The organism is Flavobacterium phycosphaerae (assembly GCF_010119235.1).
Classification (GTDB): Bacteria; Bacteroidota; Bacteroidia; order Flavobacteriales; family Flavobacteriaceae; genus Flavobacterium; species Flavobacterium phycosphaerae.
The window spans coordinates 1330410-1355163 of sequence record NZ_JAAATZ010000001.1; the positions used below are offsets into that span (position 1 = coordinate 1330410).

Consider the following 24754-nt stretch of genomic DNA (forward strand, 5'->3'; position numbering starts at 1 on the left):
TTAGTTTTTAATTGACTTGAATAAAACTAAAACAACAAGTTGAGTAACCGCACTGCCCAATAACGCTCCCGTGATACCCCAATGCATTTGTAAAAAAAGAGAACTCAACAATGCATTCATGATTACTCCGATAAAAAGGTATTTTACAACCGTTTTTTCCCGATGTTGTTTAAACAAATTTACAATATCTAATCCATAAACATATGACGGATAAATATATAGGAAAGCAATCAAGTAAAAAAAGAAGGGTAAATGGGTTTTTAAATACCATTCGACTATAAAAAATATACAAAATAAGGCTGCGGGAACTATTAGTAAACCTATTAACGCCATAGATTTCTTAGATTTTGCAATCACATCATCCGTGTTCCTATAAATCATTTTGGTGAAAGGAGCATACACAAATGTTGCTACCGACATGCTAAAAACCAATAAACTATTAATGATTTGATAATCGGCCGTGATAATAGTGTCACCAAATTTCTCGATAATATAGACATCAATTTTGGAAACTAAAAACCCCATTACCGACAATACAAAGAAAGAAAAGGAAGCTTTAAAAAAAGATATTTTGACAACCGCCTTTTTCATCAAAAAATAACTTCTAAATACTATGAAATACAGTAAGCCCTTTAGTAATTGATAACTGCTGTAGAGTACCAGAAGGATATAAACACTAATGTTTTCTTTTAGCAAGTAGAAAGTAACTCCAAAAACAAAAAAACTAATGACTTCAATCAGTATGGAAGCATTGAACTTTTTTTGGTAAAGTACCAATGCCTCAACAGAATGATTTAAGTACCTTCCTAAAAGCCAAATCAAAACCCAAAACCCAAAAGAAATAGGAAAAAAGAACAGTCCAATCACTGAAAACAATATGACCAAAGGAAATCGAGTGGTTATGTTTTCCGAAAAATTAGTTGCTATTTCTCTTGGATACATGCTGAACTGACGGAGCAAGTACTCCTTATTTCCCCAATTGATGATTTGTACCGCCAATAATGAATACAGAAATAAAGAAACGAAAGAGCCCCAAATCATTTTAGAAGAGTAATGAATAACCAAAAACGGAATAACGGCACTAAATACAGAAATCAATATTTGGCGAATGGTATTGTTGGTGATTAAACCAAATCTTTTGAGTGACTTGTTTTTCAATGTAATTCTGTTTTTCTTAACGTATAAAACCCAATACCTCTGCCTAAATCAGAAAGATAAATGACGATATTGTTATCAATCAGTATCGGCTTAAGTTTGTGACTCCGATCAAAAGTCAGTTGTTTAGTGTTATAAAATACTTGGTTGTTTTTTATGTCTAAATGTTTAAAAGAGAAAAAGCCACAAGGGATTGATTTCTTTTCTCTTCCGTTTTCATCCCAAAAGTAATACGTTAATAAGTTGTTTTCTATTTTGTAATCATAAATCAAAATCGGGCTTTTTTGCAGCAATGTTACTGAATTCTCGGAGTCTTTTTTTTGGAAAACCAATACTAAAATCATAGAAGAAATAGCAAGCAGAGCCACCATTTTCCAACGGATAGTTTTGTAAAAAAACGAAATCAGTATTCCGAAAAATAGCAACAATCCCAACAATCTCAAATAAGAAAACGGAAATGTATTGTCAATAAAAATGGATAAAGGGAGATTATTTATCAAAAACAACAAGCTGATACAGACCGCTTTCTTGATGGTTGCTATTTCGCTTTTCAATAAAGCCAAAAAAGGGAAAAGCAACAAAATTAAGGTATAGGTGCTTCCGTAGGGAGAAAGCAGAATCATAGTCAAAATCCAATAAGCCAAAACATAAAGCAAATTAGGCACTCTTTTGGAAATGAAAAAGCCAATAATCAATAGTCCCACTTTAAAAGACACCATAAGGGCTGTAAACAAAATAGGTTGATTACCAATTGCTCCCGGATTTTCAACGGCATCAAACACCAGAAGTTGTTTCAAAAACATAAAAACCGATTGGTAGTTAGTTACAAAGGCTGTCGCGATTTCACCTTGGGAAGCTTTTGGCAACACTTCTTTAAGATAGAAAACCCAAATGTCAAACCCGGTGAATAAAAGAGACATCCCGAAAAGCAATAAGCTAGACAGAATCAAATAAAACAAAGGTTTCCATTCTTTTTTAAATAGTAAAAGAAACACGAGTAACACCGGAAATACTTTTAGTAAAATGGCCAAACTCCAAAACAAAGCCATGGTTTTCCAACGTTTTTTTTCATACTCCAGCCAGCCTTCCGCCAATAGGAAAAATAATAAAAAGTAAACTTGTCCAAACAGCAATTCGTTTTTTATCGGAACCAAAAACAACAACGGAATCAGTAATGCGTAGTTTGAATTTAGTTTGTAATGCGAAAACAATCGAACAATTGAAATCACAAATAAAACAATCGAAAGAATATTGAAAAGCAGCTTGGCTTTGGCTACAGCCAAAAAAGAAAAAAGAGCAAACAGCACCGCCAGAAAAGGAGTGTTGGGAGCATAGCTGGCAAAAATATGTTGATGACCCAAATCAGCAATCGCTTTGTTGAATTCGTAGGGGAAATAAATCGTGGAGTTGAAATGTCCTTCTGCTAAAAAATGTCCGCCGAAATAGTAATTGGCAAAATCATGAATGGGAAAGGTCATCGCTTTGAACAAATAAAAACCACAGAGCAAAAGCAGTGGAAGGAAACCATAATATTTGAGCAAAGCCTTTTTCATAAATTTTTATAAATAGAAAAACGCATCAGTTGGGTTCGTTGTAAAAAATAAGCAACGGAAACCCGCAAAACCCCCAAACCGTAAGTGATACTTCGTCTAAAATTGATGGAACTGGCTTCTTCAAAATACTTGGCCGGACACGAGATTTCACCAATTCGGGCTTTGATAAAACAACATTGAGCTATGATTTCATTGTCAAAGACAAAATCATCCGAGTTGTTATTAAAGTCGATTTGCTGCAAAATTTTAGCATCAAAACAACGATAACCGGTATGGTATTCGGATATTTTTTGATTCATCAATATGTTTTGAATAAAAGTCAAAACCCTATTAGAAATATATTTATACAACGGCATGCCGCCTTTGAGTGCGCCTTTACTTAAAATGCGAGAGCCTAAAACCACCTCATACAAATCATTCGCCACCAAAGTACACATGGCCGGAATAAGCTTGGGTGTATACTGGTAATCAGGATGCAACATCACAATAATGTCCGCATTAAGCTCCAAGGCTTTCTGGTAACATGATTTTTGATTGGCCCCATAGCCTTTGTTTTTGTCGTGGGCAATTATGTGTTTAATGCCAATTTTTTGGGCAACTTGAATTGTTTCGTCGTTGCTAAAATCATCGGTCAAAATAACTTCATCTACCACATCAAACGGAATTTCTTCAACCGTTTTTTGAAGTGTTTTGGCCGCATTGTAGGCAGGCAGTACGACGATTATTTTTTTGTTATTGATCATTTAGATGATTGACTTCTTGAGTTGAGGCTTCTCGAACACTTGTAGAAACAGATAAACCTTGAAACGGCGCTAAATTTTCTAAATCCTTACGATCGTATAAAGTGCCTAAAAACGGAAATTCACTATAGGTGTGAGTAGGTAAATTGGCTAATTTGGATTGAACTTCACTCAAAGACATGCTCCATTCCAGACTTAAGCGTTCGGCTGAAGGTTCCATAAACGAAATATACAACAACTCGGTTAAAGTGTGTTGCTGAGTTTGTGAAAAATCAACACCATCAGTTAAGGCTAATTTATTTGCCCGATTGCTCTCACGGTAATTAATTAAAGTATTTTGCAAATCGGCAGGATTTAAATAGCCCGAATAATTGTCTTGCGGTTGAAACAGTTGTTGAATGACCGATTCATGACACCACAGGCACTTGGCAGGTTTTCCTGCAGCCGAATGCGAGGAGTCGGCATTGTTTTTACGATTGCCATTGACATCAAAAATTCCGAAACGCAATTGTCCGTTTGGCAATAATTCAAGGGTTTCATATTCATAAATTTCACCCGTAACCGGATCAACTTCTTCGGCAAGAAACACTTGGTTGAATCCGTTTTGTTCCGAAAACTGGATGATGCGATGTTCTAATGAAACTTCAGAATTGTTGACATACCCTTTTTGAGGTAGCAAAGTATACTTGTTTAAAATGGCATCCAATGTTTTTGGTGTTCCAATGATTTCATAATAATGCTCGGAAGCGCCCAGCAATAAGGTCACGTATCTTCCTAAATCTATTGTATTGTTTATTTTGTATTCTGATGTGGCTTTAATTTTTTTTGATAATTGAAGTAGTTTTTGTTGTGCCTTTTCGGAAAAGCCAAGGGTTTTTATATTGATGGTAATGATATTGTCGGCATTGGTAACTCCAATAGTAGTATTGGGCAAAGTAGCCCCGACATAGGATAATGCCCATTTTAAACCGATTATTGATTTATCAACAGAATCATCAGCATAGGCTTTGTTCCATTTTAAATGAATTGAGGTATCGGTTTCGATTAAATCATAATAGGTGTCACTTTCACATGAAATGAACAACAATACCATTAAAATATAAATACCGTTTCGCATTATTTGCTGATTTTCATTAGTCCGCTGGCAAGCAACGACTTAGTTTTTAATGTCAAGGCTTTTAAACTGGTTTTGGAATGGGTTTTGTGCCATTCGACTTCATTAACCACTTTACTCACAGCGTATTGGTAATATTTTCTGGAATAGGTACGTTTAAAATCGATGTCCCTATCGGTCGAAGTTGCCCAATCGGGCTGTTGGGTGATTTTGTGTTCAATTTCGGTGTACAAGCTCGTTCCTTTGATAGGATAAGCGACGGTTATGGTGTACAAAGTCGGATTGGCATCTTTTAAATATTGAATGGTTTCGGTAATGTCTTTTTCGGTTTCACCCGGATAACCAAGCATGATGAAAGTTCCGGTTTCAATGCCCATAGAATTCGTTTCTTGAATCACTTTTTTTACCTGATTAACATCCACTCTTCTGTCCATGGCATCAATGATGGTTTGCGAACCGCTTTCGGCACCAATCCAGATGCGGAAACAGCCCACTTCTTTCAGTAATTGTAAAATTTCAGTGTTCAATCGTTCCGCTCTCGTTATGCATTCAAACGGAATGACCGCGTCTTGTTTCAACACTTCTTCCCGAAACGCCAACAACCATTTGTGACTCACAGTAAATACGTCATCCACAAACCAAAGCGCATCCGGATTGTATTTTTCTTTCAACATTTTCATTTCTGTTGCCACTTGATTTGCCGGTCGACGGCGATAGCTTTGTCCGTAGACCGCTGTGCTGCACCATTTGCAGGTATAAGGACAACCGCGCTGCGTAGAAATCGTCATCGAGCTTTGCCCGTGATTGGTTTTCCAAGTATCCAAATAGTTTTGCATATTGATGGCTTCTCTATTGGGTAAAGGCAATTCGTCTAGTTCTTTGAATTTGGTTCTGGCAGTAGTTTGAATGATTGTATCGTTTTCCAAAAAGGCAACGCCGTTTATTTGATGCAAATCGCCATTTGCCATAATGGTTTGATAGAGTTCAAACGTAGTTTCCTCTCCTTCGCCTATGACTAAAAAATCGGCACCGGCTTTTAGATAATTTTCAATATTATAGGTTACATCCGGTCCGCCAAGAACAATTTTCGGGAAACCAAATGTTTCAGTTTTTAAAATGTTAATCAATTTAATCACTTCAATTTTGGTCATTAAATTGGTGTAGATGCAAATGATTTTGGGTTGTTGGGCTAAAATAAAATCGAGCTGTTCCTTTTGGGAAGAAAACGTAGTATCAAAAACGGCATTGTCAATATTTTTACTTTTCAAATAGGCCGAAACATAGAGCAACCCTAATGGCGGATAGGGTTTCATTATCTTTTGCTCCTTAGGGTCATCGGATAAATAATAAGCGTGGGTAAATAAAATACTCATCGTTTTTGCAATACTATAATGTAATGATCAGCGAATCTTGAAAGGAATGACCAATCTTTTATTCGCTGTTCAACAGCCTTTAAAAAGCGTAATAGACCTTTTTTGTTTTTAAAAAAACCATCCAAATAGGAAGGCGGTACCAAAAAACCAATAGGCTTTACAGCAACGGTTTCAAAATTAGCTTCTGATAAATTTACGATATCTTTTGGGTTATAGTAGTAAGTTGGTACATTTTCTCCGTCAACGTGGGCAATGGTGTTTTCTTTTTTTCGTCTTGAAATGATAGAGAAATTTGCTTTCGCCAAAAAATATAAACGTTCCCAAAGCGTATCTTTAGGCATAATAACCAAAGCCAGTTTGCCTTTTTCTGCAAGGATTGCACCCGTATTTTTGAAAAAATTTTCCAATTCCGGTTTTGACAAACAATTCAAACCGCCAAAGTTGGAAAACAGCAAATCAAAATGTTCGCCATCAAAAATCGTGGCAACAGCATTAATATCAGCCACTTTAAAGTTGAGGTTGCTGAAATTTCCTTTGTTTTTGGCTACTTCAATCATTTTTGAAGAAATATCTGTGGCAACAACATTGAAATTTTGCCGAGCCAACCAAATGGCATCTTCTCCGGTTCCGCAGTTAATTTCGAGTAGGTTTTGAACGGAAGCTAAGTGCTTCGATAATTCGGTGTAAACCATAGTGCGTTGCATTTTCCCAACTTCGGTATGGGTAAATGTTTGGTCGTAGGTAGCGGCTGCTTTGTCAAAACTAGCTTCCATTTTGCTGCAGTTTTTTTAGCAAAAGTGTATCCAAAAAAGCACTCGGAATGTAATACCCCAATTTTAAAATTGATTTCAAATTGGCCATTGAAAGTGAAGATGGTTTGATAAAAACTTGTTTCAAACTATAAAAGCCTTGTTGCTTTCTAAATTCTTTGTGAACAAATCGCTGCAATTTTCGATAATAATTCGATTTATAAGTTCCGTGAAACAGCATTTCAAAATCATCTGAGTCGGTCCAGTTGGCTTTGCCTTTCAAATCGTCTTTGACTTTGTCATAAAACTTGGTTCCGGGCAAAGGATAGGAAACCGAAATCCCAATATTGTCGGGCATCAGTTCTTTGACCATGGCTATAGTTTTGGTAATGTCTTCCTGATTTTCGTCTAAATAACCAAATTGCAAAAAGAACGCTACTCGAATTTTCTTTGCTTTTAAAAGCTTGGTGGCTTCGTAAATTTGTTCTACCGTTGTGCCTTTGTCCATGGCGTCGAGGATTTTTTGCGAGGCACTTTCGGCACCCACCCAAACTTCTTCCAATCCTGATGCGGCCAGGCAGTCAATGGTGTTTTCTTTCAATAATAAATCGACGCGGCTTTGGATATAATAGCTGATTTTCAGATTTTTTGCTTGTAATTCAGCATTGAATTCCTGAACCCAATTGGGCTTCAAACCAAAAATATCATCGCACATCCAAAAACGGGTAACGCCAAAAGTTGCCTTTAAAAACTGTATTTCATTGACAATATATTCCGGAGAATGGGCATTATAACGGTTGCCGTAAATGGGCTTGGCGCACCAATTGCATTTATACGGACAGCCACGGGTGGTGGCAATGTTTAAAGTGAATTCCTGACCGCTTTGTTTCCAAATGGTTTTATATCCTTCTATATCCACCAAATCCCAAGCAGGCAAGGGCAATTCATCTAAATCTTGTAGCACTTCCCGTTTTGGATTGACCTGAATTTGGTTCTCTTTTCTAAAAACAAGCCCCTTAATAGTTTGCAGTGAGGTTTCGTTTTCTAAAGCATTTGCCAATTCCAATAAAGTGATTTCGCCTTCGCCCTGCAAAATGTAATCGGCGCCCATTTTGATATAATCAGGATAATGGTCGGTAGCATCAGAACTGCATACAATGACAATGCACTGGTGTTTTTTCCCCAATTGAATCATCTCAAAACAAGCTTCGCGCATAGTCGTTAGGCACATTTTGGTTAGATAATTAAAGCCATCATCATAAATCACCAAATACTTGGGGTGCTGTTTTTTTAAAACGGATTCAATACTTTTTGGGCTGTCTAACAGATTGGTGTCAAAAAGAGCAACCTCAAAACCATTTTCCCGCAGTAACGAAGCCGCATACAAAGTTCCCAAAGGCGGAAACGGTGTTTTGTTTTTCCATTGCTTCGGGTCGAGGCGGTAATAGTAGGAATGCGAAAAAAGCAGGTTAGACATATTCCTTTTGTAATTCGATATTAAAATTTTTGTGCACTTCTTCTACTTTTGAGTTCAATGAAAGTATGACTTTTTTTTGAAAGTTAGACGGATGATGTTTGGAAACATTTTTAGTGGTCTTCAGTGCAATTTTAAAATCGTCTTCGGTCATATAACGGAATTTGAGTTTCCATTTTTTAAGGGTTATCCCTTTGAACAGATAATCGGTTACGGTACCTATTTTAGTATCAAAAACAAATTCAATTCCTTTGGAAAGAAGTGTCTTCTTTACGTTTTGAATGGCGTCGATTTCAGGTTCAAATTTTGAAAAATAATCATTCACCCATCGATTGCTTTGATAGAATTTCTTGAAAACCTCTTTGCCCTGTAATGGAATCAGTGTTTTCAACTCGGTAGCGGTGAAACGGTTTTTTTCTTCAATTTCCAACTGGTTGGAAGCAATGAAATAATTGACGCAGAAATACTTTCGCGAATTGAGCAGGAATATTTTTTTGTACAACATCAATAAGGTACGGCAAATCCATAATTTGTTGGGTTTGGTAATGACAAAATAATCGATGTCACTTCCGTTATCATAATACCCTTTTGATAAAGAGCCCGAAATACCTACAGCTTCCACATAAGGAAATTTAGCAATGAACCGGGCTTTTTTTCTAGCTTTTACTAAGGCCCTTTTGGCGTACATATTGCCGCGCATTCTTTTGATGACCGAATCCAAATCACTGCCATACACATAAAACTCATCCACTTTGGTGAGTATGTTTTGGTTAATCAAATGCTCCAATTCGTTTGACGTTTCCGATAAGTCACTATAATTAGTGTAACTGTGGATTTCGTCAATTTTCAGCGGATACCTGAAGATAGAAAAGTAAAGAATGGTTTTTAGTGCTTCCAAAATTCATAGCTTTTTTTGGTATTTAAAAGTAACAATTAATTTTGAATCACCCCCATGTTTATGGACATGTTTACCTCTTGTATACTTAAAAGACTAATGCGCTTCGAGCCAATCTTTGCCCAATCCCAGCTCTACTTCCAGCGGTACCGTCATGATAAAGGCATTTTCCATTTCGTGCTTAATCATCGGTTTTATTTTGTCTACTTCCGACAGGTGCACATCAAAAACAAGTTCGTCATGCACTTGCAACAGCATTTTTGATCGCCAATTTTCCGAAGTCAGCTTCTTATGGATGTTAATCATCGCTATTTTGATGATGTCCGCAGCGCTTCCCTGAATAGGAGCATTAACCGCATTTCGTTCAGCTCCGCCTCTAACTACCGCATTGGCCGAATTGATATCTTTCAGATAACGGCGTCTTCCCAGTACGGTTTGTACATACCCGTGATGTCTGGCAAAATCAACTTGTTCGGTCATATACGATTTTAGTTTCGGGTAGGTTTTGTAATAGGCGTCTATCAATGCGGCACTTTCCGAACGGGATAACGACGTTTGATTGCTCAATCCAAAAGCGGAAACCCCATAAATAATTCCGAAGTTCACCGTTTTGGCATTGCTTCGTTGTTCTTTAGTCACTTCTTCCAAAGGCACGTTAAATACTTTGGCCGCAGTGCTTCGGTGAATGTCTTCGTGGTTTTGGAAGGCTTTTATCATGTTTTCTTCGCCCGATAAAGCGGCAATAATGCGAAGCTCTATCTGAGAATAATCGGCAGAAAGCAAGGTGTAGTTTTCGTCACGGGCAATAAATGCTTTTCGTATCAAACGTCCGCGTTCGGTTCGAATTGGAATGTTTTGCAGGTTCGGATTGTTTGAGCTCAAACGCCCCGTAGCGGCCACCGTTTGCATGTAATCGGTGTGCACCCTTTGGGTTTTGGTATCTACTTGATTAGGCAAGGCTTCAATATAAGTGCTTTGCAATTTTACCATTTGACGCCAATCTAAAATGTCTTTCACAATTTGGTGTTCATTGGCCAAATAACTCAACACTTCTTCGCCGGTAGCGTATTGACCGGTTTTGGTTTTCTTTTGTTTGGCACCGCCTATTTTCAGTTTGTCAAAAAGGACTTCTCCGAGTTGTTTTGGCGAAGCTAAATTGAATTTTTCCCCTGCAGTTTCGTATATTTTTTGCTCAAATTCATTAATCTCTTTTTGCATGTCTTTGGACATCGATTTTAGATAATCAACATCCAAGCGAATGCCTTCTGTCTCCATAGCGGCTAAAACGGAAATCAACGGAATTTCGATTTCTTCAAACAGTTTTTTGGTTTCGGCTTTGTCTAAAATTGGACTGAAGACTTCTTTTAATTGCAATGTAATATCAGCATCTTCGGCAGCATATTCTTTAATGTCTTCCAAAGGCACCTCCCGCATCGAGAGTTGGTTTTTACCTTTTTTACCAATTAAGGTTTCTATAGATTTTGGGGAATATTTCAAATAGGTTTCACTCAATACATCCATATTATGACGCATGTCCGGATTGATGAGGTAATGCGCAATCATGGTATCAAATAATTTGCCTTTGACCTGAATGCCGTAATTTGAAAGGATTTTCAAATCGTATTTGATGTTTTGGCCAATCTTTTCGATGGATTTATTTTCAAAAAAAGGTTTGAATTTATCCGCTAACGTTTGTGCTTCTTCACGATTTTCCGGAAACGGAACGTAAAAAGCTTCTCCCTTTGTCCAAGAAAAAGACATGCCTACTAATTCGGCATGAAGTGTATCAATTCCGGTAGTTTCGGTATCAAAACATACCGAAGTTTGATTCATCAGATTTTGCAAAAATAATTTGGTGCCTAAATCACCTTGAATGATAGTATAATTATGATTAGTAGTTTCTAAAGTAGCATAATAGGAATGCGGTTTCGGCTCATCGCTTTCTTCATCGGAGAAGCCGAATAAATCAAACTGGTCCTGATTGCTTTGTTTGACAGGAGCTTTTTTGGTGACTTGAGCTGCTTCAGTTTCTGTGCCATTAGAATCAATTTCGTCGTATTCTTTTCCGGTGCCGAAGAGTTTGTCAAATTGGGCTTTCATTTGGCGGAATTCCAGTTCCTGAAACAAGGCATCGGTTTTGTCAACATCCGGTTTGGACAATTCGAAGTCAGTGGCATCAAAAGTTACCGGACAGTCCAGTAAAATAGTAGCCAGTTTTTTGGATAAAATTCCGAGTTCTTTATTGTTTTCAATTTTATCTTTTAAAGCGCCTTTCAGTTTATCGGTGTTTTCTAAAAGGTTTTCCATCGAACCGAATTCTTTCAGTAATTTTTTAGCGGTCACTTCCCCCACACCCGGAAACCCCGGAATGTTGTCGGCAGAATCGCCCATCATCCCTAAGAAATCAATCACTTGTAGCGGATTTTCGATTTCAAATTTGGCCAAAACTTCAGGAATCCCCCAAATCTCGATATCATTGCCCATACGAGCGGGCTTGTACATAAAAATATTTTCGGAAACTAATTGCGCAAAATCCTTATCGGGCGTTACCATGAATACTTGATACCCTTCTTTTTCGGCCTGCTTGGCCAAAGTACCGATTAAGTCGTCGGCTTCAAAACCGGCTTTTTCCATAATAGGAATGTGCATCGCTTTTAATAGTTCTTGTATGTAAGGAACGGCAATTTTAATGGCTTCGGGTGTTTCGTCACGGTGGGCTTTATATTCTTGGTACATTTCATAACGGTAATCGCTGCCGCCTTTGTCAAAAGCTACGGCCAAATGATCCGGTTTTTCCCGTTTGATAACATCCATCAGCGAATTCATAAATCCCATAATGGCGGAGGTGTCCATGCCTTTGGAATTGATACGGGGATTTTTGATAAAAGCATAATAGCCGCGGAAAATTAAAGCGTAAGCATCAAGCAGAAAAAGGCGTTTTTGTGACATGAAATCAATTTTTATAAGAATGTAAAAGTAGGGATTTGCACCTTATCTTTTGGCAAAACTTAAAGGAAAGTTAAACTTTTTTAAACGGCCGTTTCTTCATTTTGTCTTCACTTGACCGTTGTAATTTTACTTCATTAAAAATAAATTATTAATTCAAAAAATTTAGAAATCATGAGAAAAATTGTAATGTTACTCGCCGTGCTTTTGGGCACCACATTTATGGCAAATGCTAACACTATCAACAGAAAAGCGGCCACCGCAAAAGAAGTTAAAACGAAAGTAATCAGAAAACACAAAAGAGCTAAAAAAGTAGCTGCAAAAACCACCAGCACAGCAAAACCTGTAGCTGCCCCGGCTAAAAAATAGTTCCGATTGATGATGAAGAGGAGTAATTGATTGTTTTGTTTAAAGCCGATAGTTCTATCGGCTTTTTTTTGCGATTGATCATGGAGTTAAAGATTCGTTAAACCAAGCGATATGATCAAATCTTCATTTTGTCTTCATTTTACTGTAGTAGTTTTGGGTTAGCTAAAAGAGAGGGCTAAAAGTTTAGTTTTTATTGATTGTTAATTTTGAAAAGTCGGTGAAGGGATTTGCCGGCTTTTTGTTTACATTTACTTTAGGTTTTTACTATCGCTTATGAACGTATTGCTTGTTGAAGATTATCAGGAATTAGCCAAAGAAATCATCGATTTTTTATCTAAAAACGGTTATTTGTGCAAATGGGTTTCGAGCCAGGCAGAAGCTTTGGAAGAAATTAGCGTTAATGAATATGACGCCATGCTCTTGGATTTGGGTTTGCCCGATGGCGACGGATTTGACATTTTAAAAGACATCAGAAAAAAGCAAGCCAAAACCGCTGTTATCGTCATCACGGCCCGCGGCGAACTCAATGATAAAATTGACGGATTGCAACTCGGAGCTGATGATTACTTAACTAAGCCTTTTGCCTTGACAGAATTGGGCGCTCGATTATTTGCTGTAATCAGAAGAACCCATGGCGTGGCTACCAATGAAATAGAAATTCACCATTTCAAAATTCAGTTGCAGGAGTACCGGGTGACTTTTGCTGAAGAGATTATCAATTTGACTAAAAAAGAGTTTGATATATTTCAGTATTTGGTGTTGAATAAAAACCGGGTGATAACAAGATTACAACTCACTGAACACATTTGGGGCGATATACTCGAATTGAATTCGGATTCTAATTTTATCGATGTACATGTTCGGAATTTGAGAAAGAAACTCGAAAAATTTGCCAAAATAGACTGGTTTGAAACCGTCAGAAATGTGGGCTACCGCATCAATATGTAATATGAGAATCAAGCATCAATTGACCATCTTCAACGCCTTGACAAGGTTTTTAATCATTTTGGTGATTTGGTTGTCGTTGCCTATTCTTATTGAAAAAGTAGTTTACAAAAGAATTGACAAAACCCTGCTGGAGAAAAAAGAAAAATTCACCGAGCACCTCGACAAACAGGAAATCAATGACTTTTTGAACCGGAATGACGCCACGGAAACCTATTCTAGTTTTTCGACGTTACACAATGAATTTCTGCAGCTGTACCAAGCCAAAAAAACCACCAAAAAGACAGATTCTTTTTTTAAAAATGAACCCCGAATTATAGAAGGCGAGCAAAGTGACTACCGCGTGTTGTATTATGATTTTGTGTATGAAAACACGAATTACAAACTCGAAATCGGGAGCAGCTTGAGTGAAATTAAAGACTTGACGTTTGCCATAAGGGTGTTTATTTTAATAGTTTTGAGCATTGTTATTGTCTTTACGTTTTTGGTGGATGCCTTTTTTATCGAATATTTAGTAAAGCCTTTTCACCAAATTGTCAATCAAAAAATCCGTCATGTTAATGAACCCGAAAAGTTCAACTATACCCCGATAAAATCACATTCAACCGATTTTCAGGAATTGGATGAGGTGTTGAACCAAATGATGAAACGCATACAGGAGTTGTTCAGCATTGAGAAACAATTTATTGCCAATGTATCGCACGAATTGTTATCGCCCATTGCTATGCTGAAGAACCGCTTTGAAAACTTAATTCAAAACGAATCATTGGATGAAGAGGCGGTCAATAAGATCGTAAGTTCACTTCGCACCTTGGATTTGCTGAAGAAAATCATCAACAACCTGCTGCTCATTTCCCGAATAGAAAACAACCAATACATTACTGATGAAGCTATTGATTGTAAAAATGTCTTAAATGATATTAAGGAAGAACTTCAGGATAGAATAGAGGAAAAAGAAATTGATTTCCAAATCCATTTAACCGAAAACTATCAGTTCACCGGCAATAAAACACTGATTCATATTATGTTTTACAATGTGATTACCAATGCCATCAAATTCACAGAGCAAGGCGGCCGTATTACCGTGGCAGATGCTAAAACCCAATCGCAATACGCTGTCACGGTTACAGACGATGGTTGCGGGATGGCTCAGGAACAAATAGACGAAATTTTTAACCGCTTCACCCGACTTAACGTACACAAAGAAGGACAAGGATTAGGGTTGGCCATAGTAAAAAGCATAGCCGATTTTCATCATATTGACATTACGGTTACTTCAGCATTGCAAAAGGGCAGCACCTTTGAATTTGTTTTCCAAACCGGGAAACTTCGTAATTAAAAGTTAAAATTTCCATTGACCCGAAATCTTCATTTTATCTTCATTTAGCCTATATACTTTTGAAGTGTAAATAATATTTAATTTTAAAAATTTAAACATCATGAAATCAAAGATTCACGAACTCCGACCAAACAAATTGTTTCGCGTGAGTAAAAAAGTATTTATGTTAGCCGCTTTAGTTTTAGGAACCACTGCCATGGTAAACGCTCAACAAAAAGAACCAGCCAAAGCGGCTCCGGCTAAAGAAGTAAAAGCAGTTAAAAAAGCTGAAAAGAAAATGGTAAAAGCAGAGAAAAAAGTAGAAGCAGCTACTCCGGCCAAACCAGCAGCTCCGGCAAAAAAATAACCTATTGAATACCATAGGGAAGTCAAGCAAAATGTGATTGAAGAAAGAGGCCGGTAAAGTAATTTGCCGGTCTTTTTGTTGGACTAAAGTTAAAATTATCCAAAACCGCCCTAGGGGAACTGCTTTCTTCGTTAATTTGTTAAAAATTAAAATCGATGATTCGTTGGGTTATTTTTATTATAATAATCTCTATAATAGAGTTTTATGCTTTTCAGGCCTTTAGGACAGTGACCAAAATAAAATGGGCCTTATACCTTTATCAGCTGATTTCCTTGGCCGTAATTGTATTCATAGCTTACCAATTCACACAATTTGACCGAAGTGTGGGCCAAACCAAAACCACCTTATTTACCTTAGGGCTGTTGTTATTGGTGTTGATTCCGAAAGTTATAGCGACTTTTTTCTTGATGCTGGAAGATATTTTCAGAGTGTTTTCGGGTTCGGTGACTTACTTTATGGGCGATAACAACAATGGTGATTTTTTACCCGAAAGGCGAAAGTTTGTCAGTCAAATTGCTTTGGGTATAGCGTCTATTCCGTTTATGGGATTGGTGTATGGGATGACCAAAGGAAAATACAACTACAAAGTAATTAAGCAAACCATTTTCTTCCCTGATTTGCCCGATGCTTTTGACGGGTTTACCATCACTCAGATTTCTGACGTGCACAGTGGTAGTTTTGACGATCCTGAAAAGATTCACTACGCTATTGATTTGGTTAACCAACAAAAAACCGATATGATGTTGTTTACCGGTGATATTGTAAACACCCACGCCAAAGAAATGCATCCTTGGATTGACGCTTTTAACAAGATAGACCACCACGAATACGGCAAGTTTTCAGTGTTGGGCAATCACGATTACGGCGAATATGTAAGCTGGCCTTCGCAAAAAGCCAAAGACGAGAACTTTCAAGCTATTAAAGATTTGTACGGACAAATTGGTTTCAAGCTGTTGTTGAATGAAAACGTGAAAATCAAAAAAGGCAACGACGAAATTGCGTTGGTGGGCGTAGAGAACTGGGGGCATAATTTTAAACAAGCCGGCGATATCCATAAAGCTTCCGAAAACCTGCGTCCCGAAGATTTTAAAATCCTAATGAGTCACGACCCAAGCCATTGGGAGTATGAAGTAAAAAAACATCCGAAGAATTTTCAGTTAACGCTTTCGGGACACACCCACGGCTTCCAATTTGGGATTGAAATTCCGGGAGTTGTAAAATGGAGTCCGGTGCAATACGTTTACAAACAATGGGCCGGATTGTATACTGAATTGGGCCGTCACGTGTATGTAAATCGCGGTTTTGGGTTTCATGCTTATCCCGGTCGAGTGGGGATTTGGCCTGAAATCACGGTTTTTGAACTAAAAAAAGGGAATAATGTAGCATAATTAGTTAAAAATGCTACATTTGTGCTTTACTATTTCTTTTAAACGATTAAAAAGAACTAAAAATAGTTTGGTTTTATGTCAAAATTTGGAGAATTAATCAATGCTCAAGTGCCTGTGTTAATTGATTTTTACACAGAGTGGAACGAATCTTCGGTTTCTATGCATCCTGTTATCAGAGATGTAGCGGCAGCGCTTGGTGATAAAGCGAAAGTAATCAAAATCGATGTAGATAAAAATCAGGAATTGGCCGATGCCCTTCGCATTAAAGGATTGCCAACGTTGATGATTTATAAAGAAGGCCAAATGGTGTGGCGACAATCCGGGGAGCTGGATGCCAATACCATTATCAATTTGGTACAAGAACAATTGTAATTAGTATTTACCTATATAAAAAGGCGAACCATTCATTTGGCTCGCCTTTTGTTTTTATGGGTGTGAAATGGCTTAGTTGTGTTGAACAGTTTCAATTATAGACTAACTATAATTGAAACTATAAGTATAATTAAAACAGCAATTAGTAAGGTTTTCAAATACAGCTTTTGAATTTTTCTTTCTTCTCTGTAATCCGAAACATGGATAGTTTCTGTGCTGGCAATTAAGTCGTTTCTAAGGAGAAGTTGATCTATTTTTTCTCTATCGCTATCTAAAAGAAAATACTTTACACCATCTGAAATAAAAGGTTCATTTTCCTCATAATAATATTGGATACCATATTTTTCTAATTCGGATTCAAAAATTATAATGTCTTTAAACGGAACATCTAGTTTAAAATGATTTTGGAATTTTACTTCACTACTTTTCATATGGTGGGTATTGAATATTGCAGTTTTTCGGTTACGGGAATTGGGTTTGGTTATTGCTTGAAACCGCTGTTAGGCAACGTTTATAATATTTTTTTAATTTTTTTAAAACAATTAGCCCAATAGTTAAAAATAGCCCAACACTGATAAAAAAGATTCCTCCAATTTTATTTTTGTTTCCTTTTACAAAATATGGTTTATTGTCTTTGTCTATAAACTCTAAATTTTTATCTAGCCTCGTATCTCTATTTTTTTGTAAAGGTGTAATATCAGAATGATAAGCAATTATTTCATCTCCAATTTTTAATTTATCTAATTGCTCAAATTTGGGACTGAAATCACCAGTTTCTTTTCCAATAAAAACTTGAAATACTAATGGATATCCTTCTATATGTATATATCTAGTATCTCTTGGATTAAGATTTTCAAAACTATCTCCGATATAATCAATTTTACCTTTGACTGTTTCAAATTCACTTTTAGATTTTAAACTGTTTGCATAGATATGAATGCCAAATGCGATAATAACAATATTTGCAATACTCCCTTTTATAAAAATAGGTTTTCTAGAATTTGTCATAGTTTATTTAATGTTGTAAAATGTTGCCTAACTTATTAATACACCCAACCAACCAATAATTTCGGATACGCCCAATAAGGTAAAGTTGCCTTTATAAACTCAAATGTAATAAAAATACAGCAGTAAGTTCAAACGATGTTGTTTGAGATTTTATTTTAGGGTAAGGCAGGTGTCAGTCTTTTTAAAATCACGGTTACCACTGCCGGTTAGCTAAGGAATACTAACCACCAAAAGGCATGAAAACTTTGGCAACATTTTTGCATAAAAAAAAGGTGTAGCAAAGAAATCTGTAGCAAAATATTTTGCTACAATAAATTGTGCTACATTTAATTTATAAAAATAAAACTATGGTAAGAAAGGAAACCGATAGAGACTACTTAGGACTTACCCAACAACAAATGGCATCGCTGTTAAAAGTTAGTCGCAGCAATTGGTCGCTCTTTGAGCTTGGGTTAAGAAATTTACCTCCAACAGCTGGTTTAAGACAAGCTGAAATGATGATTTATATGCTCTCGCCGGAAGGCAAAGCTCTTAATAACCTGCCCGACATCCAACAAGAGGAGGAAACCCTAAAAAAAATGTTGAAAAAAAAACAAAAGGGGAACGATTATCGGCAGAGTAAAATTACCCGAAAAATAGAAAGAGCAAAGGAAAAATGGGTGCAATACCAAAAAGCAACTCACCTGATGTACTTTTTAAGCAAGCCAGCTCAAATGGAAAAAGCTTTAGCCCCGAAAGCAGTGCCTATTATAACGGAATTGGTTAATAGGAACTTTAAAAAATATACTCAAGAAGTAGATTTACTGCAACTGGACTTGGAGCTACTGCAAGCAGAACAGCAGGTGTTTGAAAGGGCCTTGTCTAAACTGGAGAGTACGGGCACTTCGACAGGCTCAGTGTGACACTACTGTTTTAATTGTGTTTTGTTTAGTTAGTTTTTTTATGAAGATGCAATTAGCATTACGACTGTCAGTCTGAGCTTGTCGAAGACCTTTGTTTTGATTGTTTTTGCTTAAAAAGCACTTCGACTCCCGATAGCTATCGGGACAGTTGACAATGTGCTTCTTATTGTATTTAGTGTTAGGACAGCTTACTCCAGCTTGTCACAAACCCACCCTTTTGCTTTCAGGAAGGCTAAGGTTTTGGGTAAGGCATACCTCAGGTTTGGCTCCGCTTTTACACTGTCGTGAAAAACAATGATACTGCCGGGAGTTACATTTTGCAATACATTCTCGAGGCATTTTTCCGGGGTGATGCTGCGGTCAAAATCCATGCTGATGATGTCCCACATGATAATGCGATACCCCATTCGACGCAAGACTCTGGATTGTGAGGGTTTGATTTTACCGTAGGGAGGGCGAAACAGAATTGTGAATTGTGAATTGTGAATGGTGAATTGTGAATTGCAGCGTTGGACATCGTTAATGTAGGTTGGGTTGGGGGTTTTCCAGCCTTTCAGATGATTAAATGTATGGTTGCCGATGGCGTGTCCGGCTTCGATGGTTTTTTTGAAAATCTCGGAGTGTTTTTCAACGTTGTTGCCAATGCAGAAGAAAGTCGCTTGAGCGTTGTATTGTTTTAATTGGTCTAAAACCCATTCGGTAATTTCGGGCGTAGGGCCATCGTCAAAAGTGAGGAACACTTTATTTCTCTGATTGGGGCTATCCCACACATAGTTAGGAAATACCCATTTGATCCACCGATTTGTTTTGACCCAAAAACTCATAGGCTAAATATAAAAAAAATGTGCCAATATGAATCTTCGTATTGGCACATCTTTAAAATTGTAAAGGGTATTATTCTTTGTCTCTGCCAAAGCGTTCAAAGCGTTGTACAAAAGCGTTGAATGTTGGTTTGTTTTTGTTGTAAAACTCCATATCGCCACGGTCTTTCATCACTATCAATAAACTGCGGTAGCGTTCAATATCCGTAATAATATCCGTAGCAATACCGTTTTGAATAGAAGGTTGAATGCCGGCAAAATACGTCAAGCTTTGTTTGTATTTGGTCATTAATCGTTCTAACAGCTCACGAGCTTTGGCTTTTTCACCAATTTCGTAATACCCGCTCACAAAAGGTTCTACCATGGTGTAGTAGCCATAATAATCCATCGGCATTTTGGTTAAGGCCAATTCAATAATCTTTTTAGCTTTTTCGGTTTTCCCTTCATTGATTAGCTGTTCCATCAATCGCGCCATATTGGTACGATACGAGATACTGTTTTTACGCGTTTCCGGATCGTGGTAAATGGTCGTTAAATCGCCGTTACCCCAACTCCAGTTCATCACTAGATTGTACATTTTATCGCTGTCGATATCACCCATGTCGTATGGGTTTTCTTTGTCAATTGGCGTTCTTACCGGTACTAATTTGTAGACCAATCCGTCCAACTGCAGGTAGTCTTTCATCCAAAGATAATCGTCGTCCCCAAAGCTGCCACCGGTAAAATACACAGGACGTTTCCAGTTGTTGTTGGCCAACACGTCTAACATCATCAATCGGTTTTTATACATCGCGCTGCCTTTGATGTCTAAATCAATGTAAGGAACAATCGAATCGTTGTATTTAGCGTTAACCACCTTGTTCTTAATGATGGTATTCTTATCTACCGGAATTCTGATTTTGTTCGTCGGATAGAAGTGAATCGTTTGTCCGTTTTGCGCATCAATAGTCGATTTCGGATTTTTGATAAAGGCAATGAAATCTTTTAACTCCCAACGGGCTTCGGTTTTAGGATAATGTAAAACATAATCCAACTTGTCGCCCACATATTCGTTGTGGGTAAAAGAAATAGGCAACCCGTCTGATTTATACGTTTTGAATTTCATTTGGTCAATATACCAGTCGGTCATAAACAATTGGGTGTTTACGATTTTAATATCGGTTCTTACGCCTTCAATTTCCTGAGCGTACCAAAGCGGGAACGTATCGTTGTCGCCAATGGTAAACAAGATAGCGTTAGGGTCACAAGACTCGAGATAGTTTTTAGCCATCGCGATAGAAGTGTATTTTTGAGCACGGCTGTGGTCATCCCAGTTTTGAGACGCCATAAGTACCGGAGCTGCCAACAGACAAGCGCCAATCACTATAGGGCCAAGCAGTTTTGATTTCACATAATCGGTTATGATTTCATAAATGGCAAAGACGCCAAACCCAACCCAAATGGCAAACACATAAAACGAACCAACTAAAGCATAGTCTCTTTCACGCGGTTCGAATGGTCTTTCATTTAAATAAATTTTGAGTGCCAAACCGGTGAATAAAAATAAAACCAGCAATACGTAGAAACTCTTTAAGTCTCTTTGCGCGTGGTATAAAAGTCCGATTACCCCAATGATAAACGGCAGGAAGTAATACACATTTCTGCCTTTGTTGTTTTTCACGTCATCCGGTAGGTTTTCCTGTGTTCCTTTGCCGAGATGCACTTGGTCAATAAACTTAATGCCGCTAATCCAGTTGCCGTCCAGGTTGTCGTATTTTCCTTGAATGTCGTTTTGTCTTCCCACGAAATTCCACAACAAATACCTGCCGTACATATACCCAAATTGGTATTCAATCATAAAGCTCAGGTTGTCCCAAGTAGAAGGTTTTTCGATGGTTAAATAATCGCTGTATTTTTTCAGGAACGAAATATAATCTTCGTTGTCAATTTTTTTCTGATTGTAGGCCGTTTGAAATTCGTTAATGTTTTTTTGCATTTCTTCTTTCAACTGTCCAACGGCTTGTGCTACTTGATCTTCGCTCAGACTGTCAATATCAACACCGTATTGCGCCAAGTCCTCTTCATAAGGATAATCCTGATTCAGTTTGAATTTAGGAACGCCGGTAAATTGTACATAATTGTCGATGTGGTCGGTACTCCAAAGACGCGGAAGGATTGCTTTTTGATTGTCATCGGTATTTTGATCGGCGTTTTTGTAGTTGTTTACAATCACGTATTTACCGGTTTTATAATCTCTTTCGTAGTTAGGCGCTTTGTCTAAATAAGGTTGGTCTTTGTCTAATCCGGCAAAAGTATCGGTATACTGTGGTCCGTAGAATAATGGGTTAACACCATACTGCTCACGGTTGTAGTACGCCAAAACCTCGGCAGCATCAGAAGGTTTGTTTTCATTAATCACTACGTTGGCATTGGCACGAATCGGCAACATCATCCAGGTAGAGAATCCTATTAATACAAACAGGATACATAATAATATGGTATTGAACAGCGGGTGTCCTTTTTCGCGGGTATACTTTAGTCCGAAATAGAAAGTAACCACCATTAACAAGGCCGAGAATATGGTTCCGGAGTTGAATGGCATTCCAAAACTATTCACCATAAAGATTTCCATTTTTCCGAAGAAAGCCAGCGTGTAAGGCAATAATAATTTGAAGATAAAAAGTAACACCGCTACGATGATCACATTGGCTAACAGGAAATTTTTGACGGTAACTTTTTTGTAATTTTTAAAGAAATATAAAAACCCAATCGCCGGAATGGTAAGCAAGGCCATAAAGTGCACCCCGAAGGATAGTCCGACAATCAGCGAAATCAATAACAACCATCGGTTTCCTCTTGGTGTATGCATGTCTTGTTCCCAACGTAAGCCCAGCCAAAACAATAAGGCAATAAATAAGGAGGCCATGGCGTATACTTCGGCTTCTACGGCATTGAACCAAAAACTATCCGAGAAAGTAAAGGTCAGCGCGCCAACAAAAGAACTTCCGAGTATAACAATGGCTTTGTTGTTATCTACCTCGGTATAAGAGGAAACTATTTTTTTTAATATAATCGAAGACGACCAAAACATAAACAATATGGTAAAGGCGCTCGAGAACACTGACATCATATTGACCATCAAGGCTATGGTTTCTTTACTGGTGGCAAACATGGCAAAGAAAGCACCCAAGATTTGAAACAACGGCGCTCCCGGTGGGTGGCCCACTTCTAGCTTGGCAGCGGTTGCGATGTATTCGCCACAATCCCAAAAACTCATGGTAGGTTCAACCGTTAAAGAATAAGTGATTAAAGCAATGGTAAATGTTGTCCATCCGATGATGGTGTTCCATTTATTGAAGTTAAAATTCATCATATAAGTATGAAATGAAAGGGTTTTGTTTTGATGCTACAAAGAAACTATTTTTTTAACGCAAGTAAACGCGTATTAACAAATTTTTCTCAAAATGATAACGAATTAACTACAAGTTTATTATGCCGTTACCGGGAAAGAATTCAAGGATAGTTTTTAATTTTTTTGTGTAATTGTTTGTGTAAAATAAAATTTGTTCTAAATTTGCACTCGCATTAAGCAAATCTGGTCTATGGTGTAATGGTAACACTACGGTTTTTGGTGCCGTCTTTCTAGGTTCGAGTCCTAGTAGACCAACGATAAATCCCGCAACTAGCGGGATTTTTTGTTTTATGTTGGGAAAGAAGTTTATCCTGACTTTTATTTTTTGGAAAGTTCCGGCAGACCAATAAAAAAGCCTCTCCATAGGGAGAGGCTTTTTTGTTTTATAGTGTTATCTCTTTTAGATTTTAAAAGTAACTACCGGTCTAACAGCGTGATTTACTAAATCTTCACTAACACTGCCGTTGAAGAAGTGAGAAAGACCTTTTCTGCCGTGTGTAGACATTCCGATTAAATCAGCATCAATAGAGTTGGTGAAATTTAACACACCGCTCTCTACATTAACATCATTATAGATATGAGTAGAATATTTGTTTATGGTAAAGCCTGAAACAAAATTGTTCATGATGTCTTTTGCGATATGAGTGGGTTTGAAACTGCTTGGTGTGTTTATCATTACCAAATTCAGTTCGGCGTCAAATTTGTTGGCAAACTCTACTACTTTAGCAAATGGTTTTTTGATTTCATCTGCAAAGTCGGAGGCGAATACAAATTTATCTACTTCAAAATCTCCGGCTTCTTTCTTAATGATTAGCACAGGAATATCAGAATTACGAACTACTTTCTCTGCATTAGAACCGACAAACATTTCTTTGAAACCGCTGGCACCGTGAGAGCCCATTACGATTAAATCAACATCATTCTTTTTGCTGATATTCATGATACCGTCAAAAGCCAATTCGAATTGTATAATTTCTGAAACTTTTAAGTCAGCCAAACTTTCATCATCCATTAAATCTTCCAGTTTGTTAATTGCCGCATTTTTAAAAAGCATGATTTCAGGTAAATCATGACCGCTTCCTATAGCGTCACTGGCTTGATGAGGTAATTCTAACATGTGAAGAAGGAAGATTTCACCGCCGTTTTTTCGGGCAATTTGAGCGGCAACTTTTAAAGCGTATCCGGCGTGTTCTGAGAAGTCAGTTGGGACTAATATTTTTTTCATGATATAAAAAATAAATTTTGGATTGTATATATTTATTAAGACAATAAAGGTATTATTTTTTTTTGATACCGCAATGATTTTTGATTTATAAAAAAATAACTATATTTGCAGCGTTATTTACCATTTAAAAACTAAATAATGAGGGAAGCACTGCTTCCCTCTTTTTATACAAGTATGACATTTAAAGAGAAAGTTGCGAATTTATTAGAAGAAGGATTACTCGAAAAGCCTTCATTGTTTTTGGTAGATTTAAGCATTTCAGAGAGTTACAAAATTACCGTAACTTTGGATGGCGATAACGGTGTAAATTTGCAGGACTGTATTGATGTAAGTCGGACGCTCGAAAATAATTTAGACCGCGAAGAACAGGATTACTCTTTAGAAGTAGCTTCGGCCGGTGTTTCAACACCACTAAAACTAGTCAGACAATATAAAAAAAATATTGGCAGAACGTTGAAAGTAAAAACGGCTACCGAAACGATAGAAGCAAAGTTAGAAGCCGCTTCCGAGGATAGCATAGTGCTTAGCTGGACGGCAAGAGAACCCAAAAAAATAGGAAAAGGAAAAGAAACGGTAGCACACCAACGCGAGATTCCTTATTCAGAAATAAAAGAAGCAATTGTTATTATAATATTTAATTAAAATTTGG

The 24754-nt window shown here is 37.3% G+C and carries 22 protein-coding genes and 1 tRNA gene; 9 read left to right on the forward strand and 14 right to left on the reverse strand.

All coding sequences use genetic code 11. The features are described from left to right. The 9 genes from GUU89_RS05945 to polA all read right to left on the reverse strand — a co-directional run bounded on the left by GUU89_RS05945 (position 1) and on the right by polA (position 12002). Positions 1 to 1158 (reverse strand): MATE family efflux transporter, encoded by a 1158-nt coding sequence (locus GUU89_RS05945; protein ID WP_162127065.1) that lies wholly within the window; start codon positions 1156 to 1158, stop codon positions 1 to 3. After that, entirely contained in the window at positions 1155 to 2708 is a 1554-nt protein-coding gene (locus GUU89_RS05950) for a glycosyltransferase family 87 protein (protein WP_162127066.1), read from the reverse strand. Before GUU89_RS05950 ends, GUU89_RS05945 begins: the two co-directional genes overlap by 4 nt. Further along, the gene (locus GUU89_RS05955) at positions 2705 to 3451 is read right to left on the reverse strand and encodes a glycosyltransferase family 2 protein (RefSeq protein ID WP_162127067.1); all 747 of its coding nucleotides are present in this window, start codon (positions 3449 to 3451) and stop codon (positions 2705 to 2707) included. Before GUU89_RS05955 ends, GUU89_RS05950 begins: the two co-directional genes overlap by 4 nt. Continuing rightward, entirely contained in the window at positions 3441 to 4565 is a 1125-nt protein-coding gene (locus GUU89_RS05960; RefSeq protein WP_162127068.1) for a hypothetical protein, read from the reverse strand. Before GUU89_RS05960 ends, GUU89_RS05955 begins: the two co-directional genes overlap by 11 nt. Continuing rightward, positions 4565 to 5935, reverse strand: a complete 1371-nt coding sequence (locus GUU89_RS05965) for a B12-binding domain-containing radical SAM protein (RefSeq protein ID WP_162127069.1) — start codon at positions 5933 to 5935, stop codon at positions 4565 to 4567. Before GUU89_RS05965 ends, GUU89_RS05960 begins: the two co-directional genes overlap by 1 nt. Next, positions 5932 to 6708, reverse strand: a complete 777-nt coding sequence (locus tag GUU89_RS05970; protein WP_162127070.1) for a class I SAM-dependent methyltransferase — start codon at positions 6706 to 6708, stop codon at positions 5932 to 5934. Before GUU89_RS05970 ends, GUU89_RS05965 begins: the two co-directional genes overlap by 4 nt. Continuing rightward, entirely contained in the window at positions 6698 to 8161 is a 1464-nt protein-coding gene (locus GUU89_RS05975) for a B12-binding domain-containing radical SAM protein (protein WP_162127071.1), read from the reverse strand. The genes GUU89_RS05970 and GUU89_RS05975 overlap by 11 nt, the downstream gene beginning before the upstream one ends. Continuing rightward, complete coding sequence (locus tag GUU89_RS05980; RefSeq protein WP_162127072.1) at positions 8154 to 9056, reverse strand: nucleotidyltransferase domain-containing protein; 903 nt, start codon at positions 9054 to 9056, stop codon at positions 8154 to 8156. The genes GUU89_RS05975 and GUU89_RS05980 overlap by 8 nt, the downstream gene beginning before the upstream one ends. 93 nt (positions 9057 to 9149) lie before the next feature. Next, complete coding sequence (gene polA, locus GUU89_RS05985) at positions 9150 to 12002, reverse strand: DNA polymerase I (protein ID WP_162127073.1); 2853 nt, start codon at positions 12000 to 12002, stop codon at positions 9150 to 9152. A gap of 171 nt (positions 12003 to 12173) precedes the next feature. Between polA and GUU89_RS05990 the strand changes: the two genes are divergently transcribed. The 6 genes from GUU89_RS05990 to GUU89_RS06015 all read left to right on the forward strand — a co-directional run bounded on the left by GUU89_RS05990 (position 12174) and on the right by GUU89_RS06015 (position 16758). Then, on the forward strand, positions 12174 to 12368 hold the full coding sequence (locus GUU89_RS05990) for a hypothetical protein (RefSeq protein WP_162127074.1): 195 nt from the start codon (positions 12174 to 12176) through the stop codon (positions 12366 to 12368). Between the two features lie 273 nt (positions 12369 to 12641). Continuing rightward, positions 12642 to 13316: a response regulator transcription factor gene (locus tag GUU89_RS05995; protein ID WP_162127075.1), complete on the forward strand. Its 675-nt coding sequence runs from the start codon at positions 12642 to 12644 to the stop codon at positions 13314 to 13316. After that, positions 13276 to 14652 (forward strand): sensor histidine kinase, encoded by a 1377-nt coding sequence (locus tag GUU89_RS06000; RefSeq protein WP_235921989.1) that lies wholly within the window; start codon positions 13276 to 13278, stop codon positions 14650 to 14652. The genes GUU89_RS05995 and GUU89_RS06000 overlap by 41 nt, the downstream gene beginning before the upstream one ends. A 100-nt stretch (positions 14653 to 14752) precedes the next feature. Further along, positions 14753 to 14998 (forward strand): hypothetical protein, encoded by a 246-nt coding sequence (locus GUU89_RS06005; protein WP_235921990.1) that lies wholly within the window; start codon positions 14753 to 14755, stop codon positions 14996 to 14998. A 155-nt stretch (positions 14999 to 15153) separates the two neighbouring features. Continuing rightward, positions 15154 to 16386 (forward strand): metallophosphoesterase, encoded by a 1233-nt coding sequence (locus GUU89_RS06010; protein WP_162127076.1) that lies wholly within the window; start codon positions 15154 to 15156, stop codon positions 16384 to 16386. A gap of 75 nt (positions 16387 to 16461) precedes the next feature. After that, positions 16462 to 16758 (forward strand): thioredoxin family protein, encoded by a 297-nt coding sequence (locus tag GUU89_RS06015; RefSeq protein WP_162127077.1) that lies wholly within the window; start codon positions 16462 to 16464, stop codon positions 16756 to 16758. A 95-nt stretch (positions 16759 to 16853) separates the two neighbouring features. On the opposite strand, the gene GUU89_RS06020 is transcribed toward GUU89_RS06015, so the two are convergent. Together GUU89_RS06020 and GUU89_RS06025 are read right to left on the reverse strand one after the other, a co-directional pair. Beyond that, on the reverse strand, positions 16854 to 17189 hold the full coding sequence (locus GUU89_RS06020) for a hypothetical protein (protein ID WP_162127078.1): 336 nt from the start codon (positions 17187 to 17189) through the stop codon (positions 16854 to 16856). Between the two features lie 31 nt (positions 17190 to 17220). Beyond that, positions 17221 to 17766: a hypothetical protein gene (locus GUU89_RS06025; protein WP_162127079.1), complete on the reverse strand. Its 546-nt coding sequence runs from the start codon at positions 17764 to 17766 to the stop codon at positions 17221 to 17223. A gap of 347 nt (positions 17767 to 18113) precedes the next feature. Here GUU89_RS06025 and GUU89_RS06030 point away from each other — a divergent pair, with 347 nt between their 5' ends. After that, on the forward strand, positions 18114 to 18668 hold the full coding sequence (locus tag GUU89_RS06030) for a helix-turn-helix domain-containing protein (protein WP_162127080.1): 555 nt from the start codon (positions 18114 to 18116) through the stop codon (positions 18666 to 18668). A 188-nt stretch (positions 18669 to 18856) separates the two neighbouring features. On the opposite strand, the gene GUU89_RS06035 is transcribed toward GUU89_RS06030, so the two are convergent. Both GUU89_RS06035 and GUU89_RS06040 read right to left on the reverse strand, forming a co-directional pair. Next, complete coding sequence (locus tag GUU89_RS06035) at positions 18857 to 19492, reverse strand: polysaccharide deacetylase family protein (RefSeq protein ID WP_162127081.1); 636 nt, start codon at positions 19490 to 19492, stop codon at positions 18857 to 18859. A gap of 70 nt (positions 19493 to 19562) precedes the next feature. Next, positions 19563 to 22841, reverse strand: coding sequence for a glycosyltransferase family 117 protein (locus GUU89_RS06040; protein ID WP_202924437.1), 3279 nt, complete (start codon positions 22839 to 22841; stop codon positions 19563 to 19565). A gap of 223 nt (positions 22842 to 23064) precedes the next feature. Here GUU89_RS06040 and GUU89_RS06045 point away from each other — a divergent pair. Then, a tRNA-Gln gene (locus GUU89_RS06045) sits at positions 23065 to 23135 on the forward strand. A gap of 145 nt (positions 23136 to 23280) precedes the next feature. Here GUU89_RS06045 and GUU89_RS06050 read toward each other — a convergent pair. Continuing rightward, complete coding sequence (locus GUU89_RS06050; RefSeq protein WP_162127082.1) at positions 23281 to 24105, reverse strand: universal stress protein; 825 nt, start codon at positions 24103 to 24105, stop codon at positions 23281 to 23283. A 174-nt stretch (positions 24106 to 24279) separates the two neighbouring features. Here GUU89_RS06050 and rimP point away from each other — a divergent pair, with 174 nt between their 5' ends. Next, the gene (gene rimP / locus GUU89_RS06055; protein ID WP_162128632.1) at positions 24280 to 24747 is read left to right on the forward strand and encodes a ribosome assembly cofactor RimP; all 468 of its coding nucleotides are present in this window, start codon (positions 24280 to 24282) and stop codon (positions 24745 to 24747) included. The last annotated feature ends 7 nt before the right edge of the window (positions 24748 to 24754 follow it).

What these genes read in the sequence shown, in the direction of transcription:
- GUU89_RS05975 (WP_162127071.1), bottom strand. Translation starts at nt 8,161, where the DNA reads ATGTCTAACCTGCTTTTTTCGCATTCCTACTATTACCGCCTCGACCCG.
- GUU89_RS06020 (WP_162127078.1), bottom strand. Translation starts at nt 17,189, where the DNA reads ATGAAAAGTAGTGAAGTAAAATTCCAAAATCATTTTAAACTAGATGTT.
- GUU89_RS06015 (WP_162127077.1), top strand. Translation starts at nt 16,462, where the DNA reads ATGTCAAAATTTGGAGAATTAATCAATGCTCAAGTGCCTGTGTTAATT.
- GUU89_RS05950 (WP_162127066.1), bottom strand. Translation starts at nt 2,708, where the DNA reads ATGAAAAAGGCTTTGCTCAAATATTATGGTTTCCTTCCACTGCTTTTG.
- GUU89_RS05970 (WP_162127070.1), bottom strand. Translation starts at nt 6,708, where the DNA reads ATGGAAGCTAGTTTTGACAAAGCAGCCGCTACCTACGACCAAACATTT.
- rimP (WP_162128632.1), top strand. Translation starts at nt 24,280, where the DNA reads ATGACATTTAAAGAGAAAGTTGCGAATTTATTAGAAGAAGGATTACTC.
- GUU89_RS06035 (WP_162127081.1), bottom strand. Translation starts at nt 19,492, where the DNA reads ATGAGTTTTTGGGTCAAAACAAATCGGTGGATCAAATGGGTATTTCCT.
- GUU89_RS06025 (WP_162127079.1), bottom strand. Translation starts at nt 17,766, where the DNA reads ATGACAAATTCTAGAAAACCTATTTTTATAAAAGGGAGTATTGCAAAT.
- GUU89_RS06050 (WP_162127082.1), bottom strand. Translation starts at nt 24,105, where the DNA reads ATGAAAAAAATATTAGTCCCAACTGACTTCTCAGAACACGCCGGATAC.
- GUU89_RS05990 (WP_162127074.1), top strand. Translation starts at nt 12,174, where the DNA reads ATGAGAAAAATTGTAATGTTACTCGCCGTGCTTTTGGGCACCACATTT.
- GUU89_RS06040 (WP_202924437.1), bottom strand. Translation starts at nt 22,841, where the DNA reads ATGATGAATTTTAACTTCAATAAATGGAACACCATCATCGGATGGACA.
- GUU89_RS05960 (WP_162127068.1), bottom strand. Translation starts at nt 4,565, where the DNA reads ATGCGAAACGGTATTTATATTTTAATGGTATTGTTGTTCATTTCATGT.
- GUU89_RS06030 (WP_162127080.1), top strand. Translation starts at nt 18,114, where the DNA reads ATGGTAAGAAAGGAAACCGATAGAGACTACTTAGGACTTACCCAACAA.
- GUU89_RS05995 (WP_162127075.1), top strand. Translation starts at nt 12,642, where the DNA reads ATGAACGTATTGCTTGTTGAAGATTATCAGGAATTAGCCAAAGAAATC.
- GUU89_RS06010 (WP_162127076.1), top strand. Translation starts at nt 15,154, where the DNA reads ATGATTCGTTGGGTTATTTTTATTATAATAATCTCTATAATAGAGTTT.
- GUU89_RS05965 (WP_162127069.1), bottom strand. Translation starts at nt 5,935, where the DNA reads ATGAGTATTTTATTTACCCACGCTTATTATTTATCCGATGACCCTAAG.
- polA (WP_162127073.1), bottom strand. Translation starts at nt 12,002, where the DNA reads ATGTCACAAAAACGCCTTTTTCTGCTTGATGCTTACGCTTTAATTTTC.
- GUU89_RS05955 (WP_162127067.1), bottom strand. Translation starts at nt 3,451, where the DNA reads ATGATCAATAACAAAAAAATAATCGTCGTACTGCCTGCCTACAATGCG.
- GUU89_RS06005 (WP_235921990.1), top strand. Translation starts at nt 14,753, where the DNA reads ATGAAATCAAAGATTCACGAACTCCGACCAAACAAATTGTTTCGCGTG.